Below are 24,879 nucleotides of genomic sequence, written 5' to 3' on the forward strand. Positions count from 1 at the left end.
ACCCTGCTCAGCGGGGGAAGACCTCCTCGGCCGCCTGCGCCGCCCGAATTCGGTCGGCGTCGACGAGCCCGATTCGGGTCCGCCGGTCGAGCACGTCGTCGACGGTGAGCGCACCCTCGTGGGTGTAGGCGTACTCGAATTCCGCTCGGGTGACGTCGATTCCGTCGGCCACCGGTTCGGTCGGGCGGTCACAGGTGGCACGGGCGATGACGTTGGGCGCCTCGGCACCGAAACGCGCTAGCAGGGAGGAGGGTGGTTCGACGTCCGAACGCGTGGTCGAGACGGAGTTCGCCGGCGCACCGACGAGCGGCAGATTCCGTGTGCGACAGGGCCCCGCGGTCAGGCCGCGCAACGCGATGGCGCGGTCCAGGACGTCCTCGGCCATGTACCGGTACTCGGTGAGCTTCCCGCCGATGACGCTGACGACGCCGTTGGGTGACTCGGTGACCGCGTGCTCGCGTGAGACGTCCGCGGTGTGCCCCTCGGACTCGATGAGCGGCCGCAGGCCCGCGTAGGAGCCGACGACGTCGGCGGTCGTCAGCGGTGTCGCCAACGCGGTGTTGACGGTGTCCAACAGGAACGCGATCTCCTCCGGCGTCGGCTCCGGCACATCGGGAATGGGCCCAGGGGCGTCCTCGTCGGTCAGGCCGAGATAGACGCGGCCCAGCTGCTCCGGCATCGCGAACACGAACCGGTTGAGCTCGCCGGGAATCGGAATCGTCAGGGCTGCAGTCGGATTGCCGAAGGCCGCCGCGTCGAACACCAGGTGCGTGCCGCGGCTCGGCCGCAGCCGGATGGATGCGTCGACCTCCCCGGCCCACACGCCGGCGGCGTTGACGACCGCATGCGCCGTCACCTCGAACGACTCGCCCGTCAGCTGATCGGTCAGCCGCACCGACGTACCGGTGGCCTCGTCGGCGGCGACACGGGTCAGGATGCGCGCGCCGTGCTGGGCCGCCGTGCGGGCGATGGCGGTGACCAGCCGCGCGTCGTCGATCAACTGACCGTCGTAGGCCAGGAAGGCGCCGTCGAGGCCGTCGCGCCGCACCGTCGGAGCCAGTTCCACCGCACGCCGTGCGTCGACGCGTCGCGACCGCGGCAGCACCGACGCCGACGTGCCCGCCAGCTTGCGCAGTCCGTCGCCCGCGACGAAGCCGACCCGCACCAGCGCGCGGGCCGCGGGCGACATCTCGGGTAGCAGCGGAACCAGCTGCGGCATCGCCGAGACGAGATGAGGAGCGTTGCGCGACATCAGGATTCCACGCTCGATTGCACTGCGCCTGGCAATGCCGACGTTTCCGGTGGCGAGATACCGCAGCCCGCCGTGGACGAGCTTGCTGCTCCACCGGCTGGTGCCGAACGCGAGGTCGTGCTTCTCGACGAGGGCGACCGACAACCCGCGGCTCGCCGCGTCCAAGGCGATGCCCGCACCCGTCACACCGCCGCCGATGACGACGACGTCGAGGGTGCCGCCGTCGGCCAGTGCGGTCAGGTCGGCGGTGCGGCGGGCGGCGTTCAGAGCGGTTGCGGTCATGGCCTCAGGTATCCGTTCAGCGAGTGGGCGAGTTCGGTCGCCAGCGCGGGGGCGTCGAGGATCGGCTCGATCACCTGAGCCGACAGGATCGTCGACTGGGTGATCAGCAGGCACATGGCGGCGAACTGCCGCGCGTCGCCCGCGCGGACGCTGCCCTCGTCCTGGGCGGCCTTCAGTTCGCCCGCGACGGTGTCGAGCAGGATCTGCTGGCTGGTGCCCAGACGCTCCGAGAGGTAGAGCATGGCCAAGTCGGGCGCTTCGTGCAGCACCGCCATGATGACGTCGTCGCGGCGCAGTCGTTCGGCGACGGCGACGATGCGCGCGACCACGTGCTCACGTCCGACCCCACCGCTGGGAGCGGCGTCGAGCGTCCGGGTGATCCGCACCGTGAGCAGCGCGGACAGGATCGACGGGGTGTCGGGGAACCGCCGGTACACCGTGGGACGGCTGACGCCCGCGCGACGGGCGATCTCGGCGAGGGTCACCCGCCCGACGCCGAAGGCCAGCACACAACTCGCGGCGGCGTCGAGGATCCGGTCGACCACGGATTCGGCATCCGAGTCCTCGTTACTGATTGACAGCATGTGTAATACTGTAACGCATGACTCGACCGGACGACCAGACGCTGCCCCCGATGAAGTGGAACGCCTGGGGTGACCCGGCAGCGGCCAAGCCGCTGTCCGACGGCATCCGCACCCTGCTCAAGCAGGCGCTCGGAGTGGACGGCGAGGCCGGCCCCGAGCTATCCGCCGACGAGGTCCGCCTCCGCCCGTCGGCCCTGTCCGACGCCGACCGGGCCGCCTTCACCGCGATGGTCGGCGCCGAGAACGTGATCGCCGACGACATCGGCCGCCTGTTGCGGGCCGGTGGGAAGTCGACACTCGATCTGCTGCGCCGCAGGGACCGCGGCGTTCAGGACGCGCCCGACGCGGTGCTGCTGCCCGGCTCCGAGGACGACGTCGCCGCCGTCCTCGAGTACTGCGTGCGGCAGAGCATCGCCGTGGTCCCGTTCGGCGGTGGCACCAGCGTCGTCGGCGGTCTGGACCCCATCCGCGGCGACTTCAAGGCCGTCGTCTCGCTCGATCTGCGGCGACTCGACGACCTGCACGACCTCGACGAGGTGTCCGGCGAGGCCGTGCTCGGAGCCGGCGTCACCGGGCCGGACGCCGAGAAACTGCTTGGCGCGCGTGGGTTCTCGCTGGGCCACTTCCCGCAGAGCTTCCAGTTCGCCACCATCGGCGGGTTCGCCGCCACTCGGTCGTCCGGTCAGGACTCGGCGGGGTACGGCCGGTTCGACGACATGGTTCGCGGCGTGCGCGCGGTGACCCCGGCCGGCGTCCTCGACCTCGGCCGCGCGCCGGCGTCCGCGGCTGGCCCCGATCTGCGTCAGCTCATCGTCGGGTCCGAGGGGGTCTTCGGCGTCATCACCCGCGTCCGCGTCCGCGTGCACCCCGCACCGGAATCCACGCGCTACGAGGCGTGGTCCTTCCCCGACTTCACCACGGGCGCCGACGCGTTGCGCGCGGTCGTGCAAACCGGCACCGGACCGACCGTGATCCGGCTGTCGGACGAGGCCGAGACCGGGGTGAACCTCGCGACGACCGAGAGCATCGGCGAGCAGACGATCACCGGTGGGTGTCTCGCGATCACGGCGTTCGAGGGCACCGAGGAACACACCGCGAGCAGGCACGCCGAGACCCGAGCCCTGATCGAGGCGCACGGCGGCACGTCGCTCGGAGAAGCGTCGGCCAAGGCGTGGGAACACGGCCGCTTCGGCGCGCCGTACCTGCGCGACTCGCTGCTCTCCGCGGGCGCCCTCTGCGAGACGCTCGAGACGGCGACCAGCTGGTCGAACCTGCCGGTGCTGAAAGCCGCTGTGACCGAAGCACTCACGAGTAGCCTCGGAGCGACGGGCACTCCGGCGCTGGTGCTGTGCCACATCTCGCACGTGTATCCCACCGGCGCCTCGCTGTACTTCACGGTGGTGGCCGGTCAGCGCGGCAACCCGATCGAGCAGTGGCGCACGGCCAAGATCGCGGCGTCGGATGCGATGGTCCGATGCGGGGCCACCATCACCCACCACCACGCCGTCGGCGCGGACCACCGGCCGTGGATGGCGGCCGAAGTCGGCGACCTCGGCGTGGAGGTGCTTCGCGCGGTCAAGCAGGTACTCGACCCGACGGGAATCCTCAACCCCGGCAAGCTGATCCCGTGACCGCCACCGGTCGCATCACGATGCTGACCAACCCGGCGTCGGGACACGGCAGCGCACCGCACGCCGCCGAGCGGGCGGTGGCGCAACTCCACAAACGCGGTGTCGACGTCGTGGCGATCGCGGGCACCGACTCCGCACACGCGCGCAGGCTGGTGGACGGCGCGCTCGAACGCGGAATGGACGCCCTCGTCGTGGTCGGTGGTGACGGCATCATCTCGCTCGCGCTCCAGGTGCTCGCCCAGACCGACGTGCCGCTCGCGATCATCCCCGCGGGCACCGGCAACGACCATGCGCGCGAGTTCGGCATCCCGACGAAGGACCCCGAGGCCGCGGCGGACGTCGTGGTCGACGGTCGCGTCGACACCGTCGACCTCGGGCGGATCCGGGGCGCCGACGGGACCGACCGCTGGTTCGGCACCGTGATGGCCGCCGGCTTCGACTCGCTGGTGACCGACCGCACGAACCGGATGCGCTGGCCGCACGGCAGGATGCGGTACAACGTCGCGATGCTGGCCGAACTGTCGAAGCTGCGCCTGCTGCCGTTCCGGCTGACCTTCGACGGCGACGAGGTCGCCACCGACCTGACCCTCGCCGCGTTCGGGAACACGAAGACCTACGGCGGCGGCATGAGGATCTGTCCCGAGGCGGATCCCCGTGACGGCCTCCTCGACGCCACGATGGTGGCGTCGGCGTCGCGCACCAAGCTGATCCGACTGTTCCCCACCGTCTTCAAGGGCACGCACGTCGATCTAGACGAGGTGCAGACGAGGCGTGCCAGGAGCATCACCGTCGACTCGCCCGGCATCAACGCCTACGCGGACGGTGAGTACGTCTGCCCGCTGCCCGTCGAGGTGGCGGCTGTTCCCGGCGCGTTGAACATCCTGCGACCCTAGGGTTTCAGGCATGGTCTGGACGTTCGACGCCGAGGTGTTCCAGTGGCGCGGGCCCGCGCCGTACTTCTTCGTCGAAACACCCGCCGAGGTCGACGCGTTCCTGCACGACCACGCCGCCGAACTGACCTACGGCTGGGGCGTCATCCCGGCGCGGGTGCACATCGGCGACACCGAGGTGACGACCTCGCTCATCCCGCGCGAGGACGTCTACCTGGTCCCGTTGAAGGTGGCGGTGCGTCGACCGGAGGGCATCGACGACGGCGACGTCGTGCGCGTCCGGTTGTCGGTCGGCGGGTAGGGCGGCGAGGAGAGCCTCAGCCCACTCCCCTGTTCAGCCAGGTCACCTCGCCGGCGTCGCCGCCGTCGCGGAGCGGCTCCAGCGACTCGTCCCATGCGGTGCCCAGCACGGTGTCGAGGTCGGCGGCGAGCGCATCGGCACCCTGCGCCATCAGTGCTCGGAGCCGGAGTTCGGAGACCATGACGTCGCCGTTGGCGCTCATCGGGCCGTTCCACAGCCCGAGCTGCGGAGTGTGGCACCAGCGGTGTCCGTCGACCCCCTCGCTCGGGTCCTCGGTGACCTCGAAGCGCAGCACCGACCACGACCGCAGCGCATTCGCCAGCTGGGCGCCGGTACCGACCGGGCCACGCCAGTTGGTGACCGCACGCAGCTGTCCCGGCATGGCGGGTTGCGGGGTCCACTTGAGGTTCGCTCGGGCCGACAGGGTCGACGACAGCGCCCACTCGACATGAGGGCACACCGCCGCGGGTGAGGCATGGACGTACACCACGCCGGTCGCCGCGTCGGCGAACTGGTTCAACGCGCGCATCATCTGCTCCTTCGGCTCCACTGAGGGACGTCTTCCCCAACGACCTGGTGTTACCAAAGAGATGCAGTTAATCGTGCGTGTCCATTGTGCCCTGTGGGGCGCTTGTTGCGCTAGTGTGCTGCGAATTCTCTCAGGACCCCATCAGAGAGCGCCGGCCACAGCTCGCGCGTCCAGTCCCCGAAGTCGCGGTCGGTGAGGACCACGAGGGCCAGGTCAGCGGCCGGATCGACCCACAGGAACGTGCCCGATTGACCGAAGTGGCCGTAGGTCGCGCCGGAGTTCGCCGATCCCGTCCAGTGCGGCGATTTGCCGTCGCGGATCTCGAAGCCCAGTCCCCAGTCGTTCGGCCGCTGCGTGCCGAATCCCGGCAGCACGCCGTCGAGTCCGGGGAACTGCACCGTCGTCGCCTCGGCGGCCATCTCGGCCGACACCAGCCGGGGACGCAGCAGTTCGAGCGCGAAAGCGGACAGGTCGGACACCGACGACTCTCCGCCGTATCCGGCCGCGGCGGCGCCGCCGACGAGCGTCGACGACCCCATCTCGAGCGGCTCGAACACGGCCTCGCGCAGGTACTCGGTGAAGGACTCGCCGAACTCCCGCTCGATGACCTCGGCGAGCACGCGGAAGCCCTCGTTCGAGTAGACCCGCCGCGCTCCCGGCGTCGCGATCAGGTCGTCCGAGCGCATCGCCAACCCCGACGTGTGCGCGAGCAGGTGCCGGACCGTCGAGCCGGGCGGGCCGGCGGGGGTGTCCAGATCGACCATCCCCTCCTCGATGGCGACGTGCGCCGCCCGCGCAACGAGGGGTTTGGTCACCGACGCGAGCGCGAACGGCCGGTCGACGTCACCGTGCCGATCCAGGATCCCGGACGGCCCGACCACCGCGGCGGCGGCGGCGGGGACGGGCCAGTCGGCGAGATCCTCGAGTGCGGTCACGCGTGCAGATGCTACTTGCGGGCGACGTAGTAGAAGTTGAACGGATCGGTCTCGATCTCCCGAACCTCGACCTCGTCGAACCCGGCATCGGCGAGCATCGACGTCGCCAGCTGGCGACCCCACACGGTGCCCAACCCCGATCCGTCGAGCCCGAGCGAGACGCTCATGCAGTGCATCGTCGACACCGTGTACTTGTACGGCGCCATCGGCACACCCACGTTGTCCTCGAGATTGCTGGACCCCTTGATGTCGACCATCAACAGCGTCCCGCCCGGCCGCAGCGCCCGGTGGATGTTCTCCAGCACGCGAGCGGGGTGCGCCTGATCGTGGATCGAGTCGAAGGCCGTGATCAGATCGAAGGCGCCCACCTCCTCCAACCGGGCGACGTCGCGTGCGAGGAACGACGCGTTGGCGGCACCGACCCGGCGCGCCTCCGCGGAGGCCGTCGCGACCCCTTCGTCGGAGAAGTCGAACCCGGTGAACCGGCTGGCGGGGAAGGACGTGGCCATCAGATTGACGGCACGTCCACTGCCGCAACCGATATCGGCGACGTCGATTCCGTCGCGCAGCCGTTCGGGCAGGCCCTCGACGAGCGGGAGCACGACGTCGACGAGCGCTGCGTCGAACACCTCCCCGCTGACCTCGGCCATCAGCCCGTGGAAGCGCGGGTAGTCGGCGTACGACGGTCCGCCGCCCGCGTGAAAGCACCCGATCACCTTCTGCTCGACCTCGGCGAGCAGCGCGATGAACTGCGCTTCGCGAGCCACGTTCTGCGGGCCGGCCGCGCGGGTCAGCACCGCGGCGCGTTCGCGCGGCAGGACGTACGAACCGGTCGCGGGGTCGTAGTCGACGATCTCCGCCGCCGTCAACCCGCCGAGCCATTCACGGACGTAGCGCTCGTTGAGTCCGGCGGCATCCGCGATCTGCGTGCTGGTGGCGGGCGGCAGGACCGCCATCGTGTCGAGCAATCCGGTCTGGTGTCCGATGCTGAGCAGGATCGCGATGCAGGCGGAGTCGATGGTGTCCTGCATCCGTTCGGCGAACCGCGAGGTCGCCTCGAGGCCGATGGCCTCGTCATCGAGTGTCGTCATGATCGGAACGCTAGGCCGACCGGCTCGCGGGCGGTATCGCACGAATCATGTAGACGCCGCCGCCGCTCGTGGTGCGGACGATGTAGTCAGTCCGCCTGCACGATCACGTTGTTCTGGTACGCCCAGTTCACCGCCGCCGTGCGAGAGGAGACGCCGAGTTTGGCGTAGACGTTGGCGAGGTGCCTGCCGACGGTGTTCTCGCTGATGCGGATCTGCTGGGCCACCTGCCGGTTGGTCGCACCGCTCGCGATCGCGCGAAGCACCTCGACTTCGCGCCGCGTCAGGCCGCCCGGCGACTTCCTGGCACACGCACCGCTGGGCTGGACGGCCAGCTGCTCGTAGACGGCCTCGGCGGTGGCCACGTCGGCGGCTGCGGCCGCGTCGTCGCCGAGCCCGCTGTGCGCCAGCGCCATCCACTCGTAGACCTCGGCGGTCTCGTAGCGAGACTGTTGCACGCGGTAGTGCCCGAGCGCGGCGTCGAAGGCGGTGAGAGCGTCGTGGAACGCACCGCGCCGCACCGCGACGGCCCCTCGAGCGTGTGCGGCCCAGCCGCGGAAACCCGGCGTCGAATACACCTCGGCAGCCGCCTCGAGTTCGCGGCAGTGCGCCTCGGCGTCGTCGACGGCGTCGCACGCGAGCGCGATCTCCACGGCGGCGCGCAGCAACCGGACCCGGCCCACCCGATCGCGACCGGCCATCGCGACGCGCAGATCCGTTGCAGCGGAGTGCGGGTCGCCGAGCCGGCACTTGAGCAACGCCTCGCCCGGCTGCGGCTCGACGCCGAGCAGCCGCGCTTTGGCGAATGCCGCGAAGGCGCCGTCGGTGTCGCCGCGCAGGCGTCGCACCTCGCCGAGCTGATAGAAGCCCTCGGCCCCCACCCAGCCGTTCACACCCTCCAGAGCCGCACTCGCGGTGAACAACTCGTTCTCCAGCAGGCGGTAATCGGTGTGGGTCACCGACAGCTGCAGCCGGTGCACGTCGCACACCCGGTAGTAGGTCGCGGGCTTGTTGACGTCACACCAGCGCTCCAGCGCTTCGGTCCACGTTCGCATGCGCGGCAGGTCGCTGAGCCGGTGACACTGATTGAGCACGACGCAGTAGATGTCCCCCGCCCACTCGACCGCGACATCACCGGCGAGCAGCAGGAGCAGTGCCTCGTCGATCAGCGCGCGACCGTCTTCAGCACGGGCGTCGGCGAACGCGACCATGGCCTGCGCGACCGGCACCAGCGCCGTCAGCGACGGGTCATCCGACCGCACACTGATCGCCGCGGCGCGCTCGGCGTGCTCGGCGGCGACCTCGACGTCCTGCGCGACGACCGCGAGCACGGTGTCCAGATAGGCCAGATATCCGTGGATCACGCCGTCGGGCGCGTCGGCGAGCAGGCGGCGGGCGCGGCTCGTCCACCCGGTGGCGATGTTGAGATCCCCGCGCGTCAGCCACTCCAGCCCGATCTCGACCGCCTTCATCGCGGCGGCCGCGGGGTCGGTGCGCAGGTGCAGGTTGTACAGACGTTCGGCGAGCCGCGCCGCTTCGCGACCGTGACCCAGCCGCCACGCCGCGGCCGCGTACGCGTCGAGATCGGCCGGGGACATGGAGCCGATGCCGTCGGCGCGAACGAACGCCGCGTAACTCGCCGCCCAGTCGCCCCGCGCGTGGGCGGCACGCGCCTCGGCGAGCTCGTCACTCAGGCGACGTACCAACAGATCCACGACACCCATCACACCAGTTGACTCGACCTCTTCGCCAGACTCTTCGCCGAAGCCGCCTCATCGAGCGCACCCCGACCCATTAGGTTGGTGGCATGAGTCAGACAGTGCGCGGGGTGATCTCCCGGAGTAGGAAGCAGCCCGTCGAGGTAGTGGACATCGTGATTCCCGATCCCGGTCCGGGCGAGGCCGTGGTGAAGGTGATGGCCTGCGGTGTCTGCCATACCGATCTGACCTACCGCGAGGGCGGCATCAACGACGAGTACCCGTTCCTGCTCGGCCACGAGGCCGCGGGCACCGTCGAATCCGTCGGCGAGGGCGTGACCCACGTCGAGCCGGGCGACTTCGTGGTGCTGAACTGGCGCGCGGTGTGCGGGCAGTGCCGAGCGTGCAAGCGCGGCCGCCCGCACCTGTGCTTCGACACGTTCAACGCCGAGCAGAAGATGACGCTGACCGACGGCACCGAACTGTCCCCGGCACTGGGCATCGGCGCGTTCGCCGAGAAGACCCTGGTGGCCGCGGGTCAGTGCACCAAGGTCGATCCCGAGGCCGACCCCGCGGTCGCGGGCCTGATCGGCTGCGGCGTGATGGCCGGGTTGGGCGCGGCGATCAACACCGGCGCCGTCACGCGTGACGACACCGTCGCGGTGATCGGCTGCGGCGGGGTCGGCGACGCGGCCATCGCGGGCGCGGCGCTGGTCGGGGCGAAGACGATCATCGCCGTCGACATGGACGACAAGAAGCTGAACTGGGCACGCGACTTCGGCGCCACCCACACCGTCAACGCCAAGGAGTTCGACGTCGTCGAGACCATTCAGGATCTGACCGGCGGCAACGGCGCCGACGTGGTCATCGACGCGGTCGGGCGGCCCGAGACCTGGAAGCAGGCGTTCTACGCGCGCGATCTCGCGGGCACCGTCGTGCTGGTGGGCGTGCCCACCCCGGACATGACGCTGGAGATGCCGCTGGTCGACTTCTTCTCCCGCGGCGGGTCGCTGAAGTCGTCGTGGTACGGCGACTGCCTGCCCGAACGCGACTTCCCGACGCTGATCAGCCTGTACCGGCAGGGCCGACTTCCCTTGGAGCGCTTCGTCTCCGAACGCATCGGACTCGACGGCATCGAGGACGCGTTCCACAAGATGCACGCCGGCGAGGTCCTGCGCTCCGTGGTGATCCTGTGAGCGCGAGCGACCACATCACCCGCGTGGTCACCAGCGGGGTGTTCGAACTCGACGGCGGCAGCTGGGACGTCGACAACAACGTCTGGGTCGTCGGAGACGAGAACGACGTCGTGGTGTTCGACGCCGCACACACCGCGGCACCGATCATCGACGCCGTCGCGGGCCGCAACGTCGTGGCCGTCGTCTGCACGCACGGTCACAACGACCACATCACCGTCGCACCCGAGCTCGGCGAGGCCCTCGACGCGCCGGTGTTCCTCCATGCGGGAGACGACATGCTGTGGCGGATGACCCACCCGGACAAGGAGTTCCGCGGCTTCGAGGACGGGCTGTCGCTGCAGGCCGGCTCGGTGGAACTGCGCGCCCTGCACACCCCCGGCCACTCCCCGGGCTCGGTGTGCTGGTACGCCCCCGACCTCGGCGCGGTGTTCTCCGGTGACACCCTGTTCCAGGGCGGCCCCGGCGCCACCGGTCGCTCGTTCTCGGACTTCCCGACCATCCTGGACTCCATCTCCGGACGCCTCGGCATGCTGCCCGGTGAGACGGTCGTCTACACCGGTCACGGCGACACCACCACCGTGGGCGACGAACTCGTGCACTACGACGAATGGGTCGCCCGCGGCAGCTGAGCGCTAGCCGCCGTCGAGGATGCGCTTCTTCTCCGCCTCGAACTCGTCCTGCGTCAGCGCGCCCGAATCACGCAGCCGGACAAGGTTGTTGAGCTGTTCGAGCCGGATGCCCTGCTCGCTGGGCGAGTACGAGCCGTAGGTCTGCTGCGGCGGTTGATACGGCGCGCCGTAGGCCGGTGAGCCGAACGGCTGCGCTGCGCCGCGCCGCGCCCGCGCCGCCCACACCCCGGCGATGACGAGGGCGACGAGCCCGAGCCCGAAGACCGCCGCGAACACCCAGGGCAGGAAGCCGTACCGACTGCCGTGACCGAACGCCAGGCTCGGATCGAGGAACGCCCCGACGTTGCCGTCGGTGGTGATCTCGTAGGTACCCTCGGCGGACACCTGTGCGATCCACACGCGCACGTGGGCGTCGTTGTTGACGAACGTGGACGCTCCGATGTCCTCGGTGAGCACCGGAGCGGCGACGCCCTCCGGCGGCACGATGTCGATCGACAGTCGCGGCACCGGTAAACCGCTGCCGGAACCGCCGATGACGATGGTGTGGAAGCTGATGAGCACCTCGCCGGCGGGCAGCGCAACGCTGCCGGAGCCGGGGATCGACACCTCGCCGTACGCGTCGAACTCGTCGAAGACGAACGCGTTGAGAATGAGCGACACCACGAATCCGACCGCCGCCACGACCGCCGTCAGCGCACCGACCAGCGTCAGCGCGCGGGGCGCGGAACGACTCATGATCGGAAGTGTGTCACGTCGGGCATCGCGCTCTTCGCGCACGCGCTCATCGGGCGCAGTACCGTTCATTCATGCGCGAATCGAGCGTGGTGGTGCGGCCCGAGGCCAAGGACAGCGGCTGGTACAGCGCCGCGTCCCGGCTGCAGGCCGCCGGACTGCACGAGGCGATCACGCTCTTCGAGCAGGCCGCAGAGGTGGTGCCCATCCCCCGTTCGCCGCGCCCGATCGTCATCGTCGATTACGGCGCGGGCACCGGCCACAACTCGGTGCTGCCGATCTGTGCGGCGATCTCCGTGCTGCGCAAGCGCACCCGGCCCGAGCACTCGGTGCTGGTGACGCACACCGACGTGCCGGAGAACGACTTCACCGCGCTGTTCCGCACGCTGTCCGAGGACCCCGACAGCTACCTCAAACGCGATCCCGCCTCGTTCGGTTCCGCCGTGGGCAGGTCGTACTACTCGCAGATTCTGCCGTCGAACAGCGTCAACCTGGCGTGGTCGTCGTGGGCGCTGCACTGGTTGAGCCGGGTCCCGATGCCCGTGGGCGACCACCTCCTCGCGGCCTACAGCGGCGACGCCGCCGTCCGCACGGCCTACGCGAAGCAGGCCGCTCACGACTGGCACGAGTTCGTCGCGTTCCGCGGCCGCGAACTGAGCCCCGGTGGTCGGCTCGTCGTCATGGCCATGGGCGTCGACGGCGACGGCGAGCTCGGCTTCCAGCCGTTGGTCACCGCACTCGTCGACACGCTGGCCGATCTCGTCGCCGCCGGTGTTTTGACCGACGAAGAGCGACAGGCGATGTCGATTCCGATCGTCGGTCGCAGCGCAAAGGACTTCGAGTCGCCGTTCGCCCCGTCCGGCACGTTCGAGAAGCTGTCGATCGCCCGGATGGAGCTCTTCGAGGCCGAGGACCGGTTCTGGAAGCAGTACCGCAGCGACGGCAAGGCGCGCGTGCTCGGCGCGCAGTGGGCGGCGTTCACCCGCTCGGCCCTGTTCCCGACGTTGTCGTGGGCCCTCGATCCGAACCGCGAACAGCCGGTGTCGGTGTTCTTCGACGAACTGCAGAAGGGCATCGCCGCGCGTATCGAAGCGGACCCGGTGCAGATCCGGATCCCGTTGGCGCAATTGGTGATCGAAAAGCGCGCCGACTGACCTCAGCCGGCCAGGTGTCAGGGCGCCATCTCGTAGGCGCCGTCGTGGGCGCGCACCCGCTCCCACACCCGCAAGAAGCGCTCGGCGTCCGGAACCGGCTTGCGGATCGCCGCCAGCGCCCAGTCCTGCTGGGCGGTCGTCGCGGTCGGCTTGCCATGCAGCGCAACGGCATAGGTGTTGAAGTCGCGGACCTGGAAGTCGAAGATCTGGTCGACGATGTCGGCGTCGAGTCCGGTCAGGCCGGCTTGCTCCAGGATCAGCTGGCCGTACACGATCAGCGTGAACAGGTGGCCGACGTTGAGCAGGAAGTCGAGGTCCTTCTGCTGCTCGGCATCCGGTGCGGCGGTGAGCAACAGGTCGCGGAACGCCTTGGCCTGCTCGTAGAACACCGCCACGTTCGGGATGTCGACGGCCGCCTCGTACGCCGGCGCCCAGTCCGCGAACTGCACCTTGGCCGCACCGCGGGTCGGCCCCTGATTCCAGAAGAACACGTCGTCGGCTGCGTCGGTACTCGTCGGAATCGCTTCGTAGGCGCGCGGATTCAGCATGTACTGCGGCATGAACTTGAGCACCAGGCCGACGTTGACGTGCACCGTGCCCTCGAGCCGGGGCAGCGCGCCGATGAGTTGAGCCACTTCGCGGAACATGGTGTTCTTCTCGTAGCCCTTCGCCGCGACGACGTCGTGCAGAGTGCGCACGATGTTCTCGCCCTCCATCGTGACCTTGGCCTTGGTCACCGGGTTGAACAGCAGGTAGCGCCGGTCCTCGAGGCTGGCGTTGCGCAGGTAGTCCACCGAGCGCTGGCTGAACAGCTTCATCGCGACCAACCGCGAGTAGGAGTCGACGAAACTCGTCCGCACGTGCGCGAAGTCGGTGACGGGATTGCCGTAGAGGATCCGGTTCTGCGCGTGCGTGATGGCCTCGTAGAAGGCGTGCTCGACCATCCCGATCGAACAGGTGCACAGGTTGAACTTCCCGATGTTGACCGTGTTCAGCGCGGCGGCGAAGGCTTCCACACCCTCGTGCAGGATGTCCTCGGCGCGGACCGGGTAGTTCTCCAGCCGGAAGGTGCTCACATAGATCTGCATGTGCACGACGTTGTCGATCAGGTGGTAGTTCTCGTGTCGGCTGTCGGCGGCGAAGAACACGTACGCATCCGACCCCTCGACGTCACCGCGCCTGCCGAACACCGACACCATGCTGGCGACGTTGCCGTTGCCGATGTAGTACTTCTCCCCCGTGGCCCGATAGAGGATGCCGTTCTCGCGGTCCTCCTCGCTCGCGGGTTCGAGCACCATGTCGGTGTTGTAGACGTCGGCGCCGTGGTCGCGTTCGGACAGCCCGAAGGCCATCACCTCGCCCGCCTCCAGATCATCGGCCGCCTTCAGCTTCGCGTCCTTGTTCTCGCTCTGCCAGACCGGCCCGAGACCCAGGATGGTGACCTGCTCGGTGTACCAGTAGGTGAGCCCGTAGAAGCCGAGGATCTCCGAGAGCGCCGCGTTGCGGGCCGCGTCCCAGCGTTTGTCGGAGTTGCCGTCGGCGAACTCCGACGGCGTCAGGAACGTCGCGAACAGCTTCTCCCGCTTGACGAACTCGACGAAGTCCGCGGGCCACGCGGCGGCGAGGTCCGCGTCGAGGATGCGCTTCTTGCCCTGCCCCTCGAACCAGTCGATGGTCGCCCGTAGCAACCTGCGGGTTTCGGAATCGAACTCCTGCGGGTCGTACGTGTTGGGGTTGAACAGCAGGCCGTCAGTCGTCGTCATGGCTGAAGACCCTAAGGGGTGGCGGGTTGCAGCAGGCCGGGAATGGCCGGTGGTGCGGGGACGAACGGCAGGCCGGGCACCGTCGTGTACGGCGGCGTGATGACCGGTGGCGGCGGGTTCGGTGACTGGGACGCGGGGGGCGGCGCCTCGGTGCTCGGCGGCGGGGCCTCCGGCGACGGGGCCGGCTCCGCGGGCGGCGGTTCGGTGGCGGGCGGCGGCGCGGATTCCGGCGGCGGGGGCGGCGGCGCCTGTTCGGTGACCGTCTGCGTCTCGGGCACCGGGGCCTGCTCGGGCGCCGGGGCCTGATCCACCGGTGGCGCGTCTTCCACCGGCGGTGCCGTGGTCTCGCCGGGGGGCGGCGGGACCGACGCCGTCGTGGTCGGGACGGGCTCCGTGCTCTCCTCGTCACCGGTCAGGACGAAGGCGGCGGCGGCGCCGAGGATCGCCAGCACCAGGACGACGGCGCCGACGACGATCGCCACCGGGCGGCGGTACCAGGGCACGACGGCGACTCGCTCGGGCTCGTCGGGTTCCGGGTCGTCGAACGCGATGCTGGGCCGGGCCGCCTCAACGGGGCTCCGGACGTCGTCGTACGCGGCGGCGTGGTCCTCGGACGGTGGCGCCACGTCCGGCACGTTCTCGGCGTCGGACCATGCGAGCGCCTGCACCGTGCTCGACAGCGGCGCTGCGGCGGCGACGGGCACGTCCGCGGCGACGGGTGGCACGGGCACCACCGGGGCCATCGACGTCGCGCTCTCCTGCACCGTGCTGCGGACGGCCCGCAGCCCACTGCCGATGGCGGGCGCGAGTTCGGGCGCCGGAGCGCTGATCACGGGCACCCGGAGATGTTCGGAGAGCGTCGTCGTGACGATCGGGATGCGCGCACCACCGCCGACCGAGGCGACAGCCACCAGATCGCCGGCGCGAATACCGCTGCGCTGCAGGGCTTCCTGAAGTTCGGCAACGAAGTCGTCGAGCGGGGCGCGAATCGCGTCGTCCAGCTCGTTGCGAGTCAGCCGGACCTCGCCCCCGGCTCCGGGAACGTCGACGGGCAACGACGTCACGGTCGTCGTCGACAGCCGCTCCTTGGCCGCGCGGCACTCGGCGCGCAACCGGCCCAGCGACCCGATCGCCGACGTGCCGCTCACATCCACCGAGCCGCCGGCCGCCAGCCCGCTGACGACCCCGGTCAGCAGCGCCTGATCGATCAGCTCACCCGAGAGGTCGTCGTTCCGCACCGTCGGCCCGATCGGCTGGAACCCGTTGGCGGCGTCGGTGAGTGTGACGCTGGTTCCACTGGCCCCGAAATCGCACAGGGCGACGACGCCGCGCGCGGGGACGCCGGGATCCTGTTGCAGGGCCGTCAGCGCCGCGGTGGCATCGGACACCAGAAGCGCGGGCAGCGGAGTGCGGAACTCCGGCACCGCCGCCAGCGCACCCCGCAGGGCGTCGACGGCCGCGGGTCGCCAGTGGGCCGGGTACGCGACGCCGACAGGTCCCGTCACCGGCCTGCCACCGAACAGTGTCAGCAACACCGCCCGCAGCGCATCCACCAGCACGACCTCGGCGCGGTGCGACGACCCGTCCGGGGCGATCATCGGCACGGGGTCGCCGACGCGATCGACGAAGTCGGTGAGAATGAGCCCGCGCTCGGCGAGATTCGGGTTCTCGCTGGGCACGCCCACCTCGGGTGGGCGGTGCGGGTAGCGCGTCAGCACGGCTGAGCGCCTCACGGCGGCACGTCCGACGTGCACCGCCGTCAGGTGCGCGCTCCCGATCGAGAGCCCTATACCGTCGGCCACGTCACCGGATCGTTCCCGCTCCCGCGATCAGGGGCAAATCGAGTGCCGTGACCCAGCCGGGCGGCAGGTCGTTCACAGCGGGCACGGCGTTGAGTGCGCGCAGACCGGTGGCCAGGCAACCCGCGGCGGCGGCGTCGCGTCCGGAGCCGTCGGTGAACCGGAACGCGGTCTCCTGGGAGATGCTCGGGCTACCGTCGATGTCGACGCGGTAGACGTCGTTCGAGTTGCCGGTCGGCCAGTCCGGGGCCGAGCCCTCACCGACGCGGTTCACATGCTCGAGTTGGATGCGGGTCTCGCCGTTGTACACGCCGTTGATGGTGAACCGCACCGCTGCGACGTTGCCGGGTGCGATGACGCCCTTGGCCGTCGTGATCTCGTGGTCGGTGACCCACTTCTCCCAGGTGGTGGTGATCTCGTCGAGCTCGATGCCCGCGGCGTGGGCGATCATCGGAACCGTTGCACCCCAGGCGAAGACGAGGATGTCGGGATTCTCCAGCAGCGGTCGGTGCTCGGGCGGCTTGCCGATGCCCATCTCGTACTCGTAGTCGCCCTCGTAGTTGGTGTAGTCGAGCAACTCCGAGGCGCGCACCGTGCGGACCTCGCCGCACAAGCCCATCAGCGTCATGGGGAATAGATCGTTCGCGAAGCCCGGATCGATACCGGTGGTGAAACACGACGACTGACCGGCCTCGCACGCCTCGCTGATCGGCTCGATCCAGTTCGGCGGGTTGAGCTTCATCGCAGGCCACACCCACGGCGTCATCGCCGTCGACACCACGTCGATGCCCGCACGCAGGAAACGGCTGATGAGCCTGATGTTGTCGTCGGCGTGCGCCGCTGTCGGCCCGTAGTGGACGAGCGCGTCGGGCGTGGTCGCGATGAGCGCGTCGACGTCGTCGGTGGCGATGACGCCCAGCGGATCGAGCCCGCACAGCTCCCCGGCGTCGCGGCCGACCTTGTCGGGATTGCTCACGCCGACGCCGACCAGCTCGAACACCGGGTGCCTGGCGATCTCGGCGATCACCATGCGCCCGACGAAACCCGTTCCCCAGACCACTACACGCTTGGTCATGTCACCTCTTTCGCGTCAACGCCACGGCCAGTCGGTTCACCATAGGCGGGCGCGTTCAGCGTCTCCCCGAGTTTGCGCACCTCGGCGCGCAGTTCCTCGATCTGCGCGGCGGTGGCGACTTGGCTCGCGGTGTCCTCAGCGGCCACCCGCTCGACGATCCAGGACGCCAGGGTCGCGGTGACGACCGCCAGCAGGCTCACGCCCGCCACCATGAGCGCCACCGCGATCAGCCGGCCCACCACCGTGACCGGCACGGTGTCGCCGTAGCCGACGGTCGTCACGGTCGTGAACGACCACCACAGGGCGTCGCCGAAGTTGTTGATGTTCTCGTTGTGGTCTCGCTCGGCATCGAGCATTACCAGCGCCGCCGAGTACACGAGAAGCACTGTGCCGCAGGCGGTGAACACGATGACGCGACCGCGGATGGTGTGTCCGATGGCGCGCTGCAGGACGCCGATCACGACGGCCAGACTCAGCAGGCGCAACGGCCTCAGCACGGGGAGCATCAGGATGACGGCTTCGGGCAGGTGCCAGAGCAGCCACCTGAGCCGGGGCGACGCGAGCGACAGCCGGATGAGGAAGTCCACGCCGAAGCACACCCAGATGACGACCATCGCCGAGTCGAGCCACGTGTCGAGCGCGGGGCTCGGGCGGGCGAGGACGTCGACCGAGTACAGCGCGAGGAACGCGAGTGCGATCAACGCGAGCCACCACTCGGTCCTCTGCTGGTAGCGCGCGAGCCTGGTGGGTTCGGCGACTGCGGACGTCACGGCGCCGACGATAGTGCGCGAGCCCCGGTCAGTACCTCGACTCCCACGCCGAATGCTCACCCTCGGGACCGACCACGGCCTCGGCGGTCTCCTGGAAGCGGGGGCAGTGCCCCACGCAGACGGCACGGTACGTCACCAGAATGTCGTCATCCGAGTAGGCGACGACGTCACCCCAGCGGCGGAACGCGGTGGGCCCGCCGCAGTGCTGACATGCCGGACGTTCGGGGCTCATCCGAGACTCAGAAGCACCTCTTCAGGCCGCCGGGCTCGCAGTACAGCGGGTACTCCTGGACCGGTATCGGCAACGGCCGGTTGAACGCCAGCGTGAACGGGAAGGTGGCGATGTTGGCCGGAAGTTGGTTGTTGCACACGTCGTTGTTGGCGACCTGACGAGTGCCGGTCAGTGTGACCGGGTCGAACGAGTAGTTCTCCATGATCGGCGCCGTGCCGCCGTCGGAGCACTCGATGGCGTCCGCCCGCACGGTGGAGAACGCCCACCGGCCCCCGGTCAGGCGCGCATCTCCGCCGTTGACCAGGTTGATGGAGCTCGGCGCGATGTGCAGGCGGCATGCCACGGGCAGTTCCAGGTTGTCGCGCAGGTCGCCGACGGTCGGCACGCAGCTCGGGTAGATCGTCCACTCGGCGACGACGTCGCCCTGCGTGTAGGTGTAGATCCCCTGGGGCACGTGGTCGGCCTGCGCCTGCCCGGCGAACGCCACGCCGGCCGCGGCCATGACGACGGCGGCGGTTGCGGCCAGCACACACGTGATCCTCATGCCTCGCAGTATCGCAGCGATGCCCCGGAACGTCTGCGATTTGCCCGTCCCGAGAGGTGTCGTGAGAAGGTGCAGACCATGACAACCCTCGACGGCAAGGTCACCCTCGTCACCGGAGCGTCGGCGGGTCTCGGTGCCGCCACCGCGCGGCTGTTCGCGCAGCGGGGGGCGTCGGTGTTCGGCGTCGCTCGGGACGCCGAGCGGATGGCGGAGGTGTTCGCCGACGTGCCGGGCGGGCGGTTCTCGTCGGTGGACGTCACGTCCCCGCAGGCCTGCAACCAGGCGGTGGCCGACTGCGTCGCGGCTTTCGGCCGGCTCGACGTCCTGGTGAACGTCGCAGGCTTCCACCAGATGCGCCACACGGCGACCGTCACCGATGCCGAGTGGGAACGCGACCTGGCCGTCAACCTCAACGGCCCCTTCTTCCTGTGCCGCGCCGCGCTGCCGCACCTGCTCGAGGTCGGCGGCAACATCGTCAACGTGTCGTCGATCGCCGGCGTCGAGGGCGAGGTCTACTCCGCGGGCTACTGCGCGGCCAAGCACGGGATCGTCGGCCTGACCAAGGCCCTCGCCGTCGAGTTCACGAAGGAGCGACTGCGGGTCAACGCGGTGTGCCCCGGCGGCATGCCCACCGCGCAGACGACCGAGTTCAGCGCGCCCGACGGCGCCGACTGGGACCTCATCATGCGCATCGCGTCGCCGCGCGGGTTCATGGCTACCGAGGACGTGGCGAAGGCCATCGCGTTCCTGGCGAGCGACGACGCGGCCGCGATCCACGGCGCCGTGTACCGCGTCGACAACGGCAAGGGCGCGGGCTGATCGCCACCCGGCCGCCGCAGAGTTCACCTGATCGTCGCCGGTAGCGGGTGCGCTCTGCACTCAGCGCTGCGAGAATCGCGCGGTGACCGACGTCATCCCGAACTCCAGCACCACCGAGGCCCTGCACGACCACGTCCGCACCGGACTGGACGCGGCCGATCTGCAGGAGGCGATCACCGACCATCTGCGGTACTCGATCGGACGGCCCGCCGCCGCACTCAAGCCCGAGCACTACTACCGGGCACTGGCCCTCGCCGTCCGCGATCGGATGCAGGACAACCGCGTCGCGTCGACGCAGACGTCGCTGGACCTCGGTCGCAAGGTCACCTGCTACCTGTCGGCCGAGTTCCTGATGGGCCCGCAGCTCGGCAACAACCTGTTGAACCTGCAGATCGAGGCGGCCGCACGCACGGCGCTCGACAACCTGGGCCAGGACCTCGACGAGGTGCTGGCCTGCGAACCCGAGCCGGGTCTGGGCAACGGCGGCCTCGGCAGGCTGGCCGCGTGCTACCTCGACTCGCTGGCCACCCTGGAGCGGCCGGCGATCGGCTACGGCATCCGCTACGAGTTCGGCATCTTCAAGCAGGAGTTCTCCGACGGGTGGCAGATCGAGCTGACCGACAACTGGCTCGCCAACGGAAACCCCTGGGAGATCGCCAAACCCGATGTGAACTACCTCGTCAACTGGGGCGGTCACACCGAGCAGTACCTCGACGATCACGGCGCCACCAGGGTGCGCTGGCACCCGAAGCAGGTCATCAAGGGCGTCGCCTACGACACCCCGATCCAGGGGTACGGCGTGCACACCTGCAACGTGCTCACGCTGTGGAGCGCGCGGGCCGTCGAGTCGTTCGCGCTGGACGCCTTCAACACCGGTGACTACTACAAGGCCGTGGAGGAGGAGGTGACCTCCGAGACCGTCACCAAGGTGCTCTATCCGAACGACGAACCCGAAGCGGGCAAGCGGCTGCGCCTGCTGCAGCAGTACTTCTTCGTGTCCTGCTCGCTGCAGCACGTCGTTCACATCATGGATGATCTCGCCGACGCCTCGCTGCACGACCTGCCCGAGCGATTCGCGTTGCAGCTCAACGACACCCACCCGTCGATCGGTGTCGCCGAACTGATGCGCATCCTGGTCGACGAGCGGCGCATGGACTGGGACGACGCCTGGCGGATCACCGTGGCGACGTTCGGCTACACCAACCACACCCTGCTCCCCGAGGCCCTGGAGAAGTGGTCACTGGGCCTGTTCCGGGAGTCGCTACCACGGCACCTCGAGATCATCTACGAGATCAACAGCCGCTTCCTCGACGAGGTTCGGGCGGCCTTTCCCGGTGACGTCGACCGGGTGCGGCGCATGTCGCTCATCGGCGAGGAGGGCGGTCAGACCGTCCGGATGGCCCACCTCGCCACGGTCGGCAGCCACGCGATCAACGGCGTCGCGGCCCTGCACTCGGATCTGCTGAAGGCCAGCGTGCTCAAGGACTTCTACGAACTGTGGCCGGAGCGCTTCTCGAACAAGACCAACGGCGTCACCCCGCGGCGTTTCCTGGCGCTGTCGAATCCGGGGCTGCGCGGCCTGCTCGACCGCACGATCGGTGACGGCTGGCTGACCCACCTCGACCGGTTGCGCGGGCTCGAGGCCTACGTCGACGACCCCGAGTTCCGGGCCCAGTGGCGAGACGTCAAGCGCGCCAACAAGGCTCGGTTGGCCGCCTATCTCAATCCGCTGATGGGGGTGGAACTCGATCCGACCTGGATGTTCGACATCCAGGTCAAGCGCATCCACGAGTACAAGCGCCAGCATCTCTCGGTTCTGCACATCATCCGGCAGTACCTCCGGTTGAAGAAGGATCCGAACCTCAAGGTGGCGCCGAGGGTCTACGTCTTCGGCGGCAAGGCCGCGCCCGGATACTTCATGGCGAAGCGGATCATCAAGCTGATCAACGCCGTTGGCGAGACGGTCAACAACGATCCGCACGTCAGCCAGTTCATGAAGATCGTGTTCGTGCCGAACTTCAACGTGCAGAGCGCGCACCTCATCTACCCGGCGGCGAACCTGTCCGAGCAGATCTCCACCGCGGGCAAGGAGGCGTCGGGCACCGGCAACATGAAGTTCATGATGAACGGCGCGTTGACCATCGGCACCCTCGACGGCGCCAACGTGGAGATCCGCGAGGAGGCCGGTGCGGAGAACTTCTTCCTCTTCGGGCTGACCGAATCCGAGGTCGAGCAGGTCAAGCGCGACGGGTACCGCCCCGGTGACTACATCGACGGCAACGCCGAGCTGGCGGCCGTGTTGGACCTCATCGCGAACGGCCAGTTCTCCCACGGCGATACCGAGGTGTTCCGGCCACTGGTCGACAACCTGCGGTACGACGACCCGTTCCTGGTGGTCGCAGACTACGCGTCGTACGTGGCGTGCCAGGACACAGTGGCTGCGGCGTGGGAGGACCGGGACGCGTGGTCGCGGATGTCGATCCTGAACACCGCACGCAGCGGCAAGTTCTCGTCGGACCGGTCGATCGCGGAGTACTGCGACGACATCTGGAACGTCGGGCCCGTCACGGTCAAGGTCCAGCACTAGAGCGTCCCCGACCCCTCCCGCGAGCGTGCGTGTCTGTACGCCGACACGCCGAATTCAACGGACCTTGACGCACTTTCGCGGTGAACCGTTCCACGACGAGCGTGCGCCGACTGCCATGAGAGCCCGGCGTGTCGCGCGCAGACACGCACGCTCGCGGAAGGGGGCAACCCTCCCTACAAAGCCGGGAGGACCTCCGCGGCGAGCAGGTCGAGCGTCGCATCGGACGCCCGGTCGTGGGTGAACAGCACGATCTGCCGGAAGCCGAGGGCCTCGTACCGGCGGATGCGCTCGACGATCGCACCGGGGGTGCCGACCAGGCCACCTTCGCGCAGCCCGAATCCCGTTCCGCCGAACCGCTTCTCGGCGAGCGCGGTCACGGCGGGCAGCGCCGCGTCGTCGGGGGCCAGCGCCATCACCGCCTCCACCGACAGCGTGATGCTGTCGGGGTCGCGGCCGATCTCGGCGCAGCACGCCCGCAGCACGTCGAGTTTGCGCTCGAGGTCACCGAGCGCGTAGGTCGGCACGTTCCAGACGTCGGCGTAGCGCGCCACCAGGGGCAGCGTGTACTTCTCCCCCACGCCGCCGACGATGATCGGCGGCCGCGGGCGCTGCACGGTGCCGGGCACGATCGGCATGTCCCGCACGGTGTAATGCGCACCGGCGTAGTCGATCCTCTCCTCGGCGAAGGCCATCGTCAGGATCTCCAGCGTCTCGCCCAGCCGTTCCGACCGCTCCCGGAACGTGCCCCACGGCAGACCCAGCCGCGCGTGCTCGTCCTCGATCGACCCGCTGCCGATACCGAGTTCCAGCCTGCCGTTGGAGATCTGGTCGAGCGTGGTGGCCATCTTCGCGAGTACGGCGGGATGACGGAACTGGTTGCACAGCACCATGTGTCCGACACGCAGCCGTTCGGTGCGGCTCAGCAGCGCCGTCGCCAGCGTCCACGCCTCCAGCGACGGGATGGTCGGCATGCCCGGCCCGTACAGGTGGTCGTAGAGCCAGAGCGACCGGATGCCCAGCTCCTCGCAGCGCAGCGCGCGGTGCAGCACGTCGGCGTATCCGAAGCCCATCTGCGGCACGTAGACCCCGATGTCGAGTTCGGTCATGGCCGTAGCTCCAATCTCCCGTTGGTGACGACGGTCTGGTCGCCGCATGACGCCTCGAACACGAGCACGTCGGGGTCCGCTCGATACGCCCGCACCTCGACGTCGCCGCCGAGCGGGGTCGGCGACGCGAAGCGAACGGCGACGCGACGCACCCGCGCGGGATCGTCGATTCCGGCGATGCGCAGCAGTCGGTGCACGCACATCGCCATGGTGCACAGCCCGTGGTTGAACAGGACGTCGAAGCCCTCGGCGCGCGCGACGGCGATGTCGAAGTGGTGTGCAGACCAGTCGCCGGACACCGCGGCATAGCGGCGGGCGGTATCCGAGGGGACCTGCTGGACGGCGGTACCGAGCGGGTGCGCGAGCGCAGCCGGTGGGAACGGGTGTGCGGCGGGCAACTCCCCCAGGTCGGCCATTCCGTCGAGGCCGAGCAGGATCATCGTCCACCACTGTTCGACCGCCACCACGCCGTCCGGCGCGATGTGCTCGAAGTGCACGACCACCTGTGTGCCCGGCCGGACGGTGCGGACCGCGGAGATCGACGTCCAGGTGTCGATCCGGTCGCCGGGCCGAAGCGGCGGGTGCACCACGACGTCGTGTTCGCCGTGGACGCCGCCGCGTACCCGCTCCCAGATCCGAGCGGGCAGATCGGCGCGGGCGTCGTCGCCCGCGTGGAACGCGAGCACGATCGGGAACACGACGGGCACGGCGGCGCCGGAGCGGACGGCGTGGGTGTCGTCAGCGGTCGCGTCGGCGTACGCGGCGATGAGGTCGGGGCTGACCACGCCGGCGTAGGGACCGTGCCGCCGCGGCTGAAAGCGCACCGTCATCTCAGCGTTCTCTCAGCGACCGAGCTACCCGCCGAGACGTGACGCAACCCACCAGCGCACGGGGTTCGTGACGTTGCGCACTATCGAACGAGCGCGTCGAGAACCGGTTGCTGGTCGGGGCAGTAGAACCGGATGGCACCGCCGAGGAACTGGTAAACCTGCTGCTCGTCGCTGTCCTTGTCCAGATTCAGCTTGAGGAACGTCGCAGCCTCTCCGGCGTTGGCGTCCAGGCCGGTACGCATGCGTTTGCAGACGATTTTGCCGATCCAGGCGTTGTAGTCCTTCTGCCCGTAGATGCCGTAAGTGTGCAGCTCATTGGTGAAATCGGTGTCGGTATCGGCGTGCGCCGGTGCCGCCAGGAGCAGTGCGAGCGCGCTGAACGTCGCCAGGATCACGGTCTTCACCCAGCGGATTCTATGCCTGCCCATAAGTTCACTCACCCTCGTCGCGTGTT

Annotated in this window: 24 protein-coding genes; 8 read left to right on the forward strand and 16 right to left on the reverse strand. The window is 69.3% G+C overall.

Annotated elements, in window-relative coordinates:
• Window positions 1–7 precede the first annotated feature (7 nt).
• Both NM203_RS30945 and NM203_RS30950 read right to left on the reverse strand, forming a co-directional pair.
• Window positions 8–1,534, reverse strand: a complete 1,527-nt coding sequence (locus NM203_RS30945) for a glycerol-3-phosphate dehydrogenase/oxidase (protein ID WP_255064690.1) — start codon at window positions 1,532–1,534, stop codon at window positions 8–10.
• Window positions 1,531–2,118 (reverse strand): TetR/AcrR family transcriptional regulator, encoded by a 588-nt coding sequence (locus NM203_RS30950; protein WP_255064692.1) that lies wholly within the window; start codon window positions 2,116–2,118, stop codon window positions 1,531–1,533. Before NM203_RS30950 ends, NM203_RS30945 begins: the two co-directional genes overlap by 4 nt.
• A 50-nt stretch (window positions 2,119–2,168) precedes the next feature.
• Between NM203_RS30950 and NM203_RS30955 the strand changes: the two genes are divergently transcribed.
• From NM203_RS30955 to NM203_RS30965, 3 genes are read left to right on the forward strand one after another with little or no spacing between them, the layout of a single operon-like run.
• Entirely contained in the window at window positions 2,169–3,749 is a 1,581-nt protein-coding gene (locus tag NM203_RS30955; RefSeq protein ID WP_255064842.1) for an FAD-binding oxidoreductase, read from the forward strand.
• Window positions 3,746–4,642 carry a diacylglycerol kinase gene (locus NM203_RS30960; RefSeq protein ID WP_255064694.1) on the forward strand — a complete coding sequence of 299 codons (897 nt, stop codon included), beginning with the start codon at window positions 3,746–3,748 and terminating at the stop codon, window positions 4,640–4,642. The genes NM203_RS30955 and NM203_RS30960 overlap by 4 nt, the downstream gene beginning before the upstream one ends.
• A 10-nt stretch (window positions 4,643–4,652) precedes the next feature.
• Complete coding sequence (locus NM203_RS30965; RefSeq protein WP_255064695.1) at window positions 4,653–4,940, forward strand: DUF1905 domain-containing protein; 288 nt, start codon at window positions 4,653–4,655, stop codon at window positions 4,938–4,940.
• Window positions 4,941–4,956: 16 nt separating this feature from the next.
• On the opposite strand, the gene NM203_RS30970 is transcribed toward NM203_RS30965, so the two are convergent.
• The 4 genes from NM203_RS30970 to NM203_RS30985 form a co-directional block, all read right to left on the reverse strand.
• Complete coding sequence (locus NM203_RS30970) at window positions 4,957–5,469, reverse strand: DUF3145 domain-containing protein (RefSeq protein ID WP_255064697.1); 513 nt, start codon at window positions 5,467–5,469, stop codon at window positions 4,957–4,959.
• A gap of 110 nt (window positions 5,470–5,579) precedes the next feature.
• Entirely contained in the window at window positions 5,580–6,404 is an 825-nt protein-coding gene (locus tag NM203_RS30975; RefSeq protein WP_255064701.1) for a serine hydrolase domain-containing protein, read from the reverse strand.
• A gap of 11 nt (window positions 6,405–6,415) precedes the next feature.
• Complete coding sequence (locus tag NM203_RS30980) at window positions 6,416–7,495, reverse strand: class I SAM-dependent methyltransferase (protein ID WP_255064705.1); 1,080 nt, start codon at window positions 7,493–7,495, stop codon at window positions 6,416–6,418.
• An 86-nt stretch (window positions 7,496–7,581) separates the two neighbouring features.
• Entirely contained in the window at window positions 7,582–9,207 is a 1,626-nt protein-coding gene (locus tag NM203_RS30985) for a helix-turn-helix transcriptional regulator (RefSeq protein ID WP_255064706.1), read from the reverse strand.
• Between the two features lie 92 nt (window positions 9,208–9,299).
• Here NM203_RS30985 and NM203_RS30990 point away from each other — a divergent pair, with 92 nt between their 5' ends.
• Entirely contained in the window at window positions 9,300–10,385 is a 1,086-nt protein-coding gene (locus NM203_RS30990; RefSeq protein WP_255064708.1) for an S-(hydroxymethyl)mycothiol dehydrogenase, read from the forward strand.
• The gene (locus NM203_RS30995) at window positions 10,382–11,014 is read left to right on the forward strand and encodes an MBL fold metallo-hydrolase (RefSeq protein ID WP_255064709.1); all 633 of its coding nucleotides are present in this window, start codon (window positions 10,382–10,384) and stop codon (window positions 11,012–11,014) included. Before NM203_RS30990 ends, NM203_RS30995 begins: the two co-directional genes overlap by 4 nt.
• A gap of 3 nt (window positions 11,015–11,017) precedes the next feature.
• Here NM203_RS30995 and NM203_RS31000 read toward each other — a convergent pair whose 3' ends face one another.
• Entirely contained in the window at window positions 11,018–11,752 is a 735-nt protein-coding gene (locus NM203_RS31000; RefSeq protein ID WP_408633443.1) for an SHOCT domain-containing protein, read from the reverse strand.
• A gap of 68 nt (window positions 11,753–11,820) precedes the next feature.
• Between NM203_RS31000 and NM203_RS31005 the strand changes: the two genes are divergently transcribed.
• Window positions 11,821–12,900: a class I SAM-dependent methyltransferase gene (locus NM203_RS31005; RefSeq protein ID WP_255064711.1), complete on the forward strand. Its 1,080-nt coding sequence runs from the start codon at window positions 11,821–11,823 to the stop codon at window positions 12,898–12,900.
• Between the two features lie 17 nt (window positions 12,901–12,917).
• Here the strand turns inward: NM203_RS31005 and NM203_RS31010 are convergent, their stop codons facing one another.
• From NM203_RS31010 to NM203_RS31035, 6 genes are read right to left on the reverse strand one after another with little or no spacing between them, the layout of a single operon-like run.
• Window positions 12,918–14,663: an acyl-CoA dehydrogenase family protein gene (locus tag NM203_RS31010; RefSeq protein WP_255064712.1), complete on the reverse strand. Its 1,746-nt coding sequence runs from the start codon at window positions 14,661–14,663 to the stop codon at window positions 12,918–12,920.
• Between the two features lie 11 nt (window positions 14,664–14,674).
• Window positions 14,675–16,465, reverse strand: coding sequence for an Hsp70 family protein (locus tag NM203_RS31015; RefSeq protein WP_255064713.1), 1,791 nt, complete (start codon window positions 16,463–16,465; stop codon window positions 14,675–14,677).
• Between the two features lies 1 nt (window position 16,466).
• Window positions 16,467–17,537, reverse strand: a complete 1,071-nt coding sequence (locus NM203_RS31020; RefSeq protein WP_255064715.1) for an NAD(P)H-dependent amine dehydrogenase family protein — start codon at window positions 17,535–17,537, stop codon at window positions 16,467–16,469.
• Window positions 17,534–18,307, reverse strand: a complete 774-nt coding sequence (locus tag NM203_RS31025) for a potassium channel family protein (RefSeq protein ID WP_255064716.1) — start codon at window positions 18,305–18,307, stop codon at window positions 17,534–17,536. The genes NM203_RS31020 and NM203_RS31025 overlap by 4 nt, the downstream gene beginning before the upstream one ends.
• Window positions 18,308–18,335: 28 nt before the next feature.
• Window positions 18,336–18,539, reverse strand: a complete 204-nt coding sequence (locus NM203_RS31030; RefSeq protein ID WP_255064717.1) for a hypothetical protein — start codon at window positions 18,537–18,539, stop codon at window positions 18,336–18,338.
• A 7-nt stretch (window positions 18,540–18,546) separates the two neighbouring features.
• Window positions 18,547–19,083, reverse strand: coding sequence for a hypothetical protein (locus NM203_RS31035; protein ID WP_255064718.1), 537 nt, complete (start codon window positions 19,081–19,083; stop codon window positions 18,547–18,549).
• 78 nt (window positions 19,084–19,161) lie between these two features.
• On the opposite strand from NM203_RS31035, the gene NM203_RS31040 reads away from it, so the two are divergent.
• Window positions 19,162–19,902, forward strand: coding sequence for an SDR family NAD(P)-dependent oxidoreductase (locus NM203_RS31040; RefSeq protein WP_255064720.1), 741 nt, complete (start codon window positions 19,162–19,164; stop codon window positions 19,900–19,902).
• 82 nt (window positions 19,903–19,984) lie between these two features.
• Entirely contained in the window at window positions 19,985–22,489 is a 2,505-nt protein-coding gene (locus NM203_RS31045; protein WP_255064721.1) for a glycogen/starch/alpha-glucan phosphorylase, read from the forward strand.
• A gap of 173 nt (window positions 22,490–22,662) precedes the next feature.
• Here the strand turns inward: NM203_RS31045 and NM203_RS31050 are convergent, their stop codons facing one another.
• The 3 genes from NM203_RS31050 to NM203_RS31060 all read right to left on the reverse strand — a co-directional run bounded on the left by NM203_RS31050 (window position 22,663) and on the right by NM203_RS31060 (window position 24,829).
• On the reverse strand, window positions 22,663–23,595 hold the full coding sequence (locus tag NM203_RS31050; RefSeq protein ID WP_255064723.1) for an LLM class flavin-dependent oxidoreductase: 933 nt from the start codon (window positions 23,593–23,595) through the stop codon (window positions 22,663–22,665).
• Window positions 23,592–24,425: a MaoC/PaaZ C-terminal domain-containing protein gene (locus NM203_RS31055; RefSeq protein ID WP_255064724.1), complete on the reverse strand. Its 834-nt coding sequence runs from the start codon at window positions 24,423–24,425 to the stop codon at window positions 23,592–23,594. The genes NM203_RS31050 and NM203_RS31055 overlap by 4 nt, the downstream gene beginning before the upstream one ends.
• Before the next feature lie 80 nt (window positions 24,426–24,505).
• Entirely contained in the window at window positions 24,506–24,829 is a 324-nt protein-coding gene (locus NM203_RS31060) for a DUF732 domain-containing protein (RefSeq protein WP_255064726.1), read from the reverse strand.
• Window positions 24,830–24,879 lie beyond the last annotated feature (50 nt).

Source organism: Mycolicibacterium arenosum (assembly GCF_024320865.1).
Lineage (GTDB): Bacteria > Actinomycetota > Actinomycetes > Mycobacteriales > Mycobacteriaceae > Mycobacterium > Mycobacterium arenosum.

Excerpts from the sequence above, each read along its gene's own strand:
- NM203_RS30945 (WP_255064690.1), bottom strand. The coding sequence starts at position 1,534 with ATGACCGCAACCGCTCTGAACGCCGCCCGCCGCACCGCCGACCTGACC.
- NM203_RS30950 (WP_255064692.1), bottom strand. The coding sequence starts at position 2,118 with ATGCTGTCAATCAGTAACGAGGACTCGGATGCCGAATCCGTGGTCGAC.
- NM203_RS30955 (WP_255064842.1), top strand. The coding sequence starts at position 2,169 with ATGAAGTGGAACGCCTGGGGTGACCCGGCAGCGGCCAAGCCGCTGTCC.
- NM203_RS30965 (WP_255064695.1), top strand. The coding sequence starts at position 4,653 with ATGGTCTGGACGTTCGACGCCGAGGTGTTCCAGTGGCGCGGGCCCGCG.
- NM203_RS30970 (WP_255064697.1), bottom strand. The coding sequence starts at position 5,469 with ATGCGCGCGTTGAACCAGTTCGCCGACGCGGCGACCGGCGTGGTGTAC.
- NM203_RS30980 (WP_255064705.1), bottom strand. The coding sequence starts at position 7,495 with ATGACGACACTCGATGACGAGGCCATCGGCCTCGAGGCGACCTCGCGG.
- NM203_RS30990 (WP_255064708.1), top strand. The coding sequence starts at position 9,300 with ATGAGTCAGACAGTGCGCGGGGTGATCTCCCGGAGTAGGAAGCAGCCC.
- NM203_RS31005 (WP_255064711.1), top strand. The coding sequence starts at position 11,821 with ATGCGCGAATCGAGCGTGGTGGTGCGGCCCGAGGCCAAGGACAGCGGC.
- NM203_RS31010 (WP_255064712.1), bottom strand. The coding sequence starts at position 14,663 with ATGACGACGACTGACGGCCTGCTGTTCAACCCCAACACGTACGACCCG.
- NM203_RS31020 (WP_255064715.1), bottom strand. The coding sequence starts at position 17,537 with ATGACCAAGCGTGTAGTGGTCTGGGGAACGGGTTTCGTCGGGCGCATG.
- NM203_RS31030 (WP_255064717.1), bottom strand. The coding sequence starts at position 18,539 with ATGAGCCCCGAACGTCCGGCATGTCAGCACTGCGGCGGGCCCACCGCG.
- NM203_RS31035 (WP_255064718.1), bottom strand. The coding sequence starts at position 19,083 with ATGAGGATCACGTGTGTGCTGGCCGCAACCGCCGCCGTCGTCATGGCC.
- NM203_RS31040 (WP_255064720.1), top strand. The coding sequence starts at position 19,162 with ATGACAACCCTCGACGGCAAGGTCACCCTCGTCACCGGAGCGTCGGCG.
- NM203_RS31050 (WP_255064723.1), bottom strand. The coding sequence starts at position 23,595 with ATGACCGAACTCGACATCGGGGTCTACGTGCCGCAGATGGGCTTCGGA.
- NM203_RS31055 (WP_255064724.1), bottom strand. The coding sequence starts at position 24,425 with ATGACGGTGCGCTTTCAGCCGCGGCGGCACGGTCCCTACGCCGGCGTG.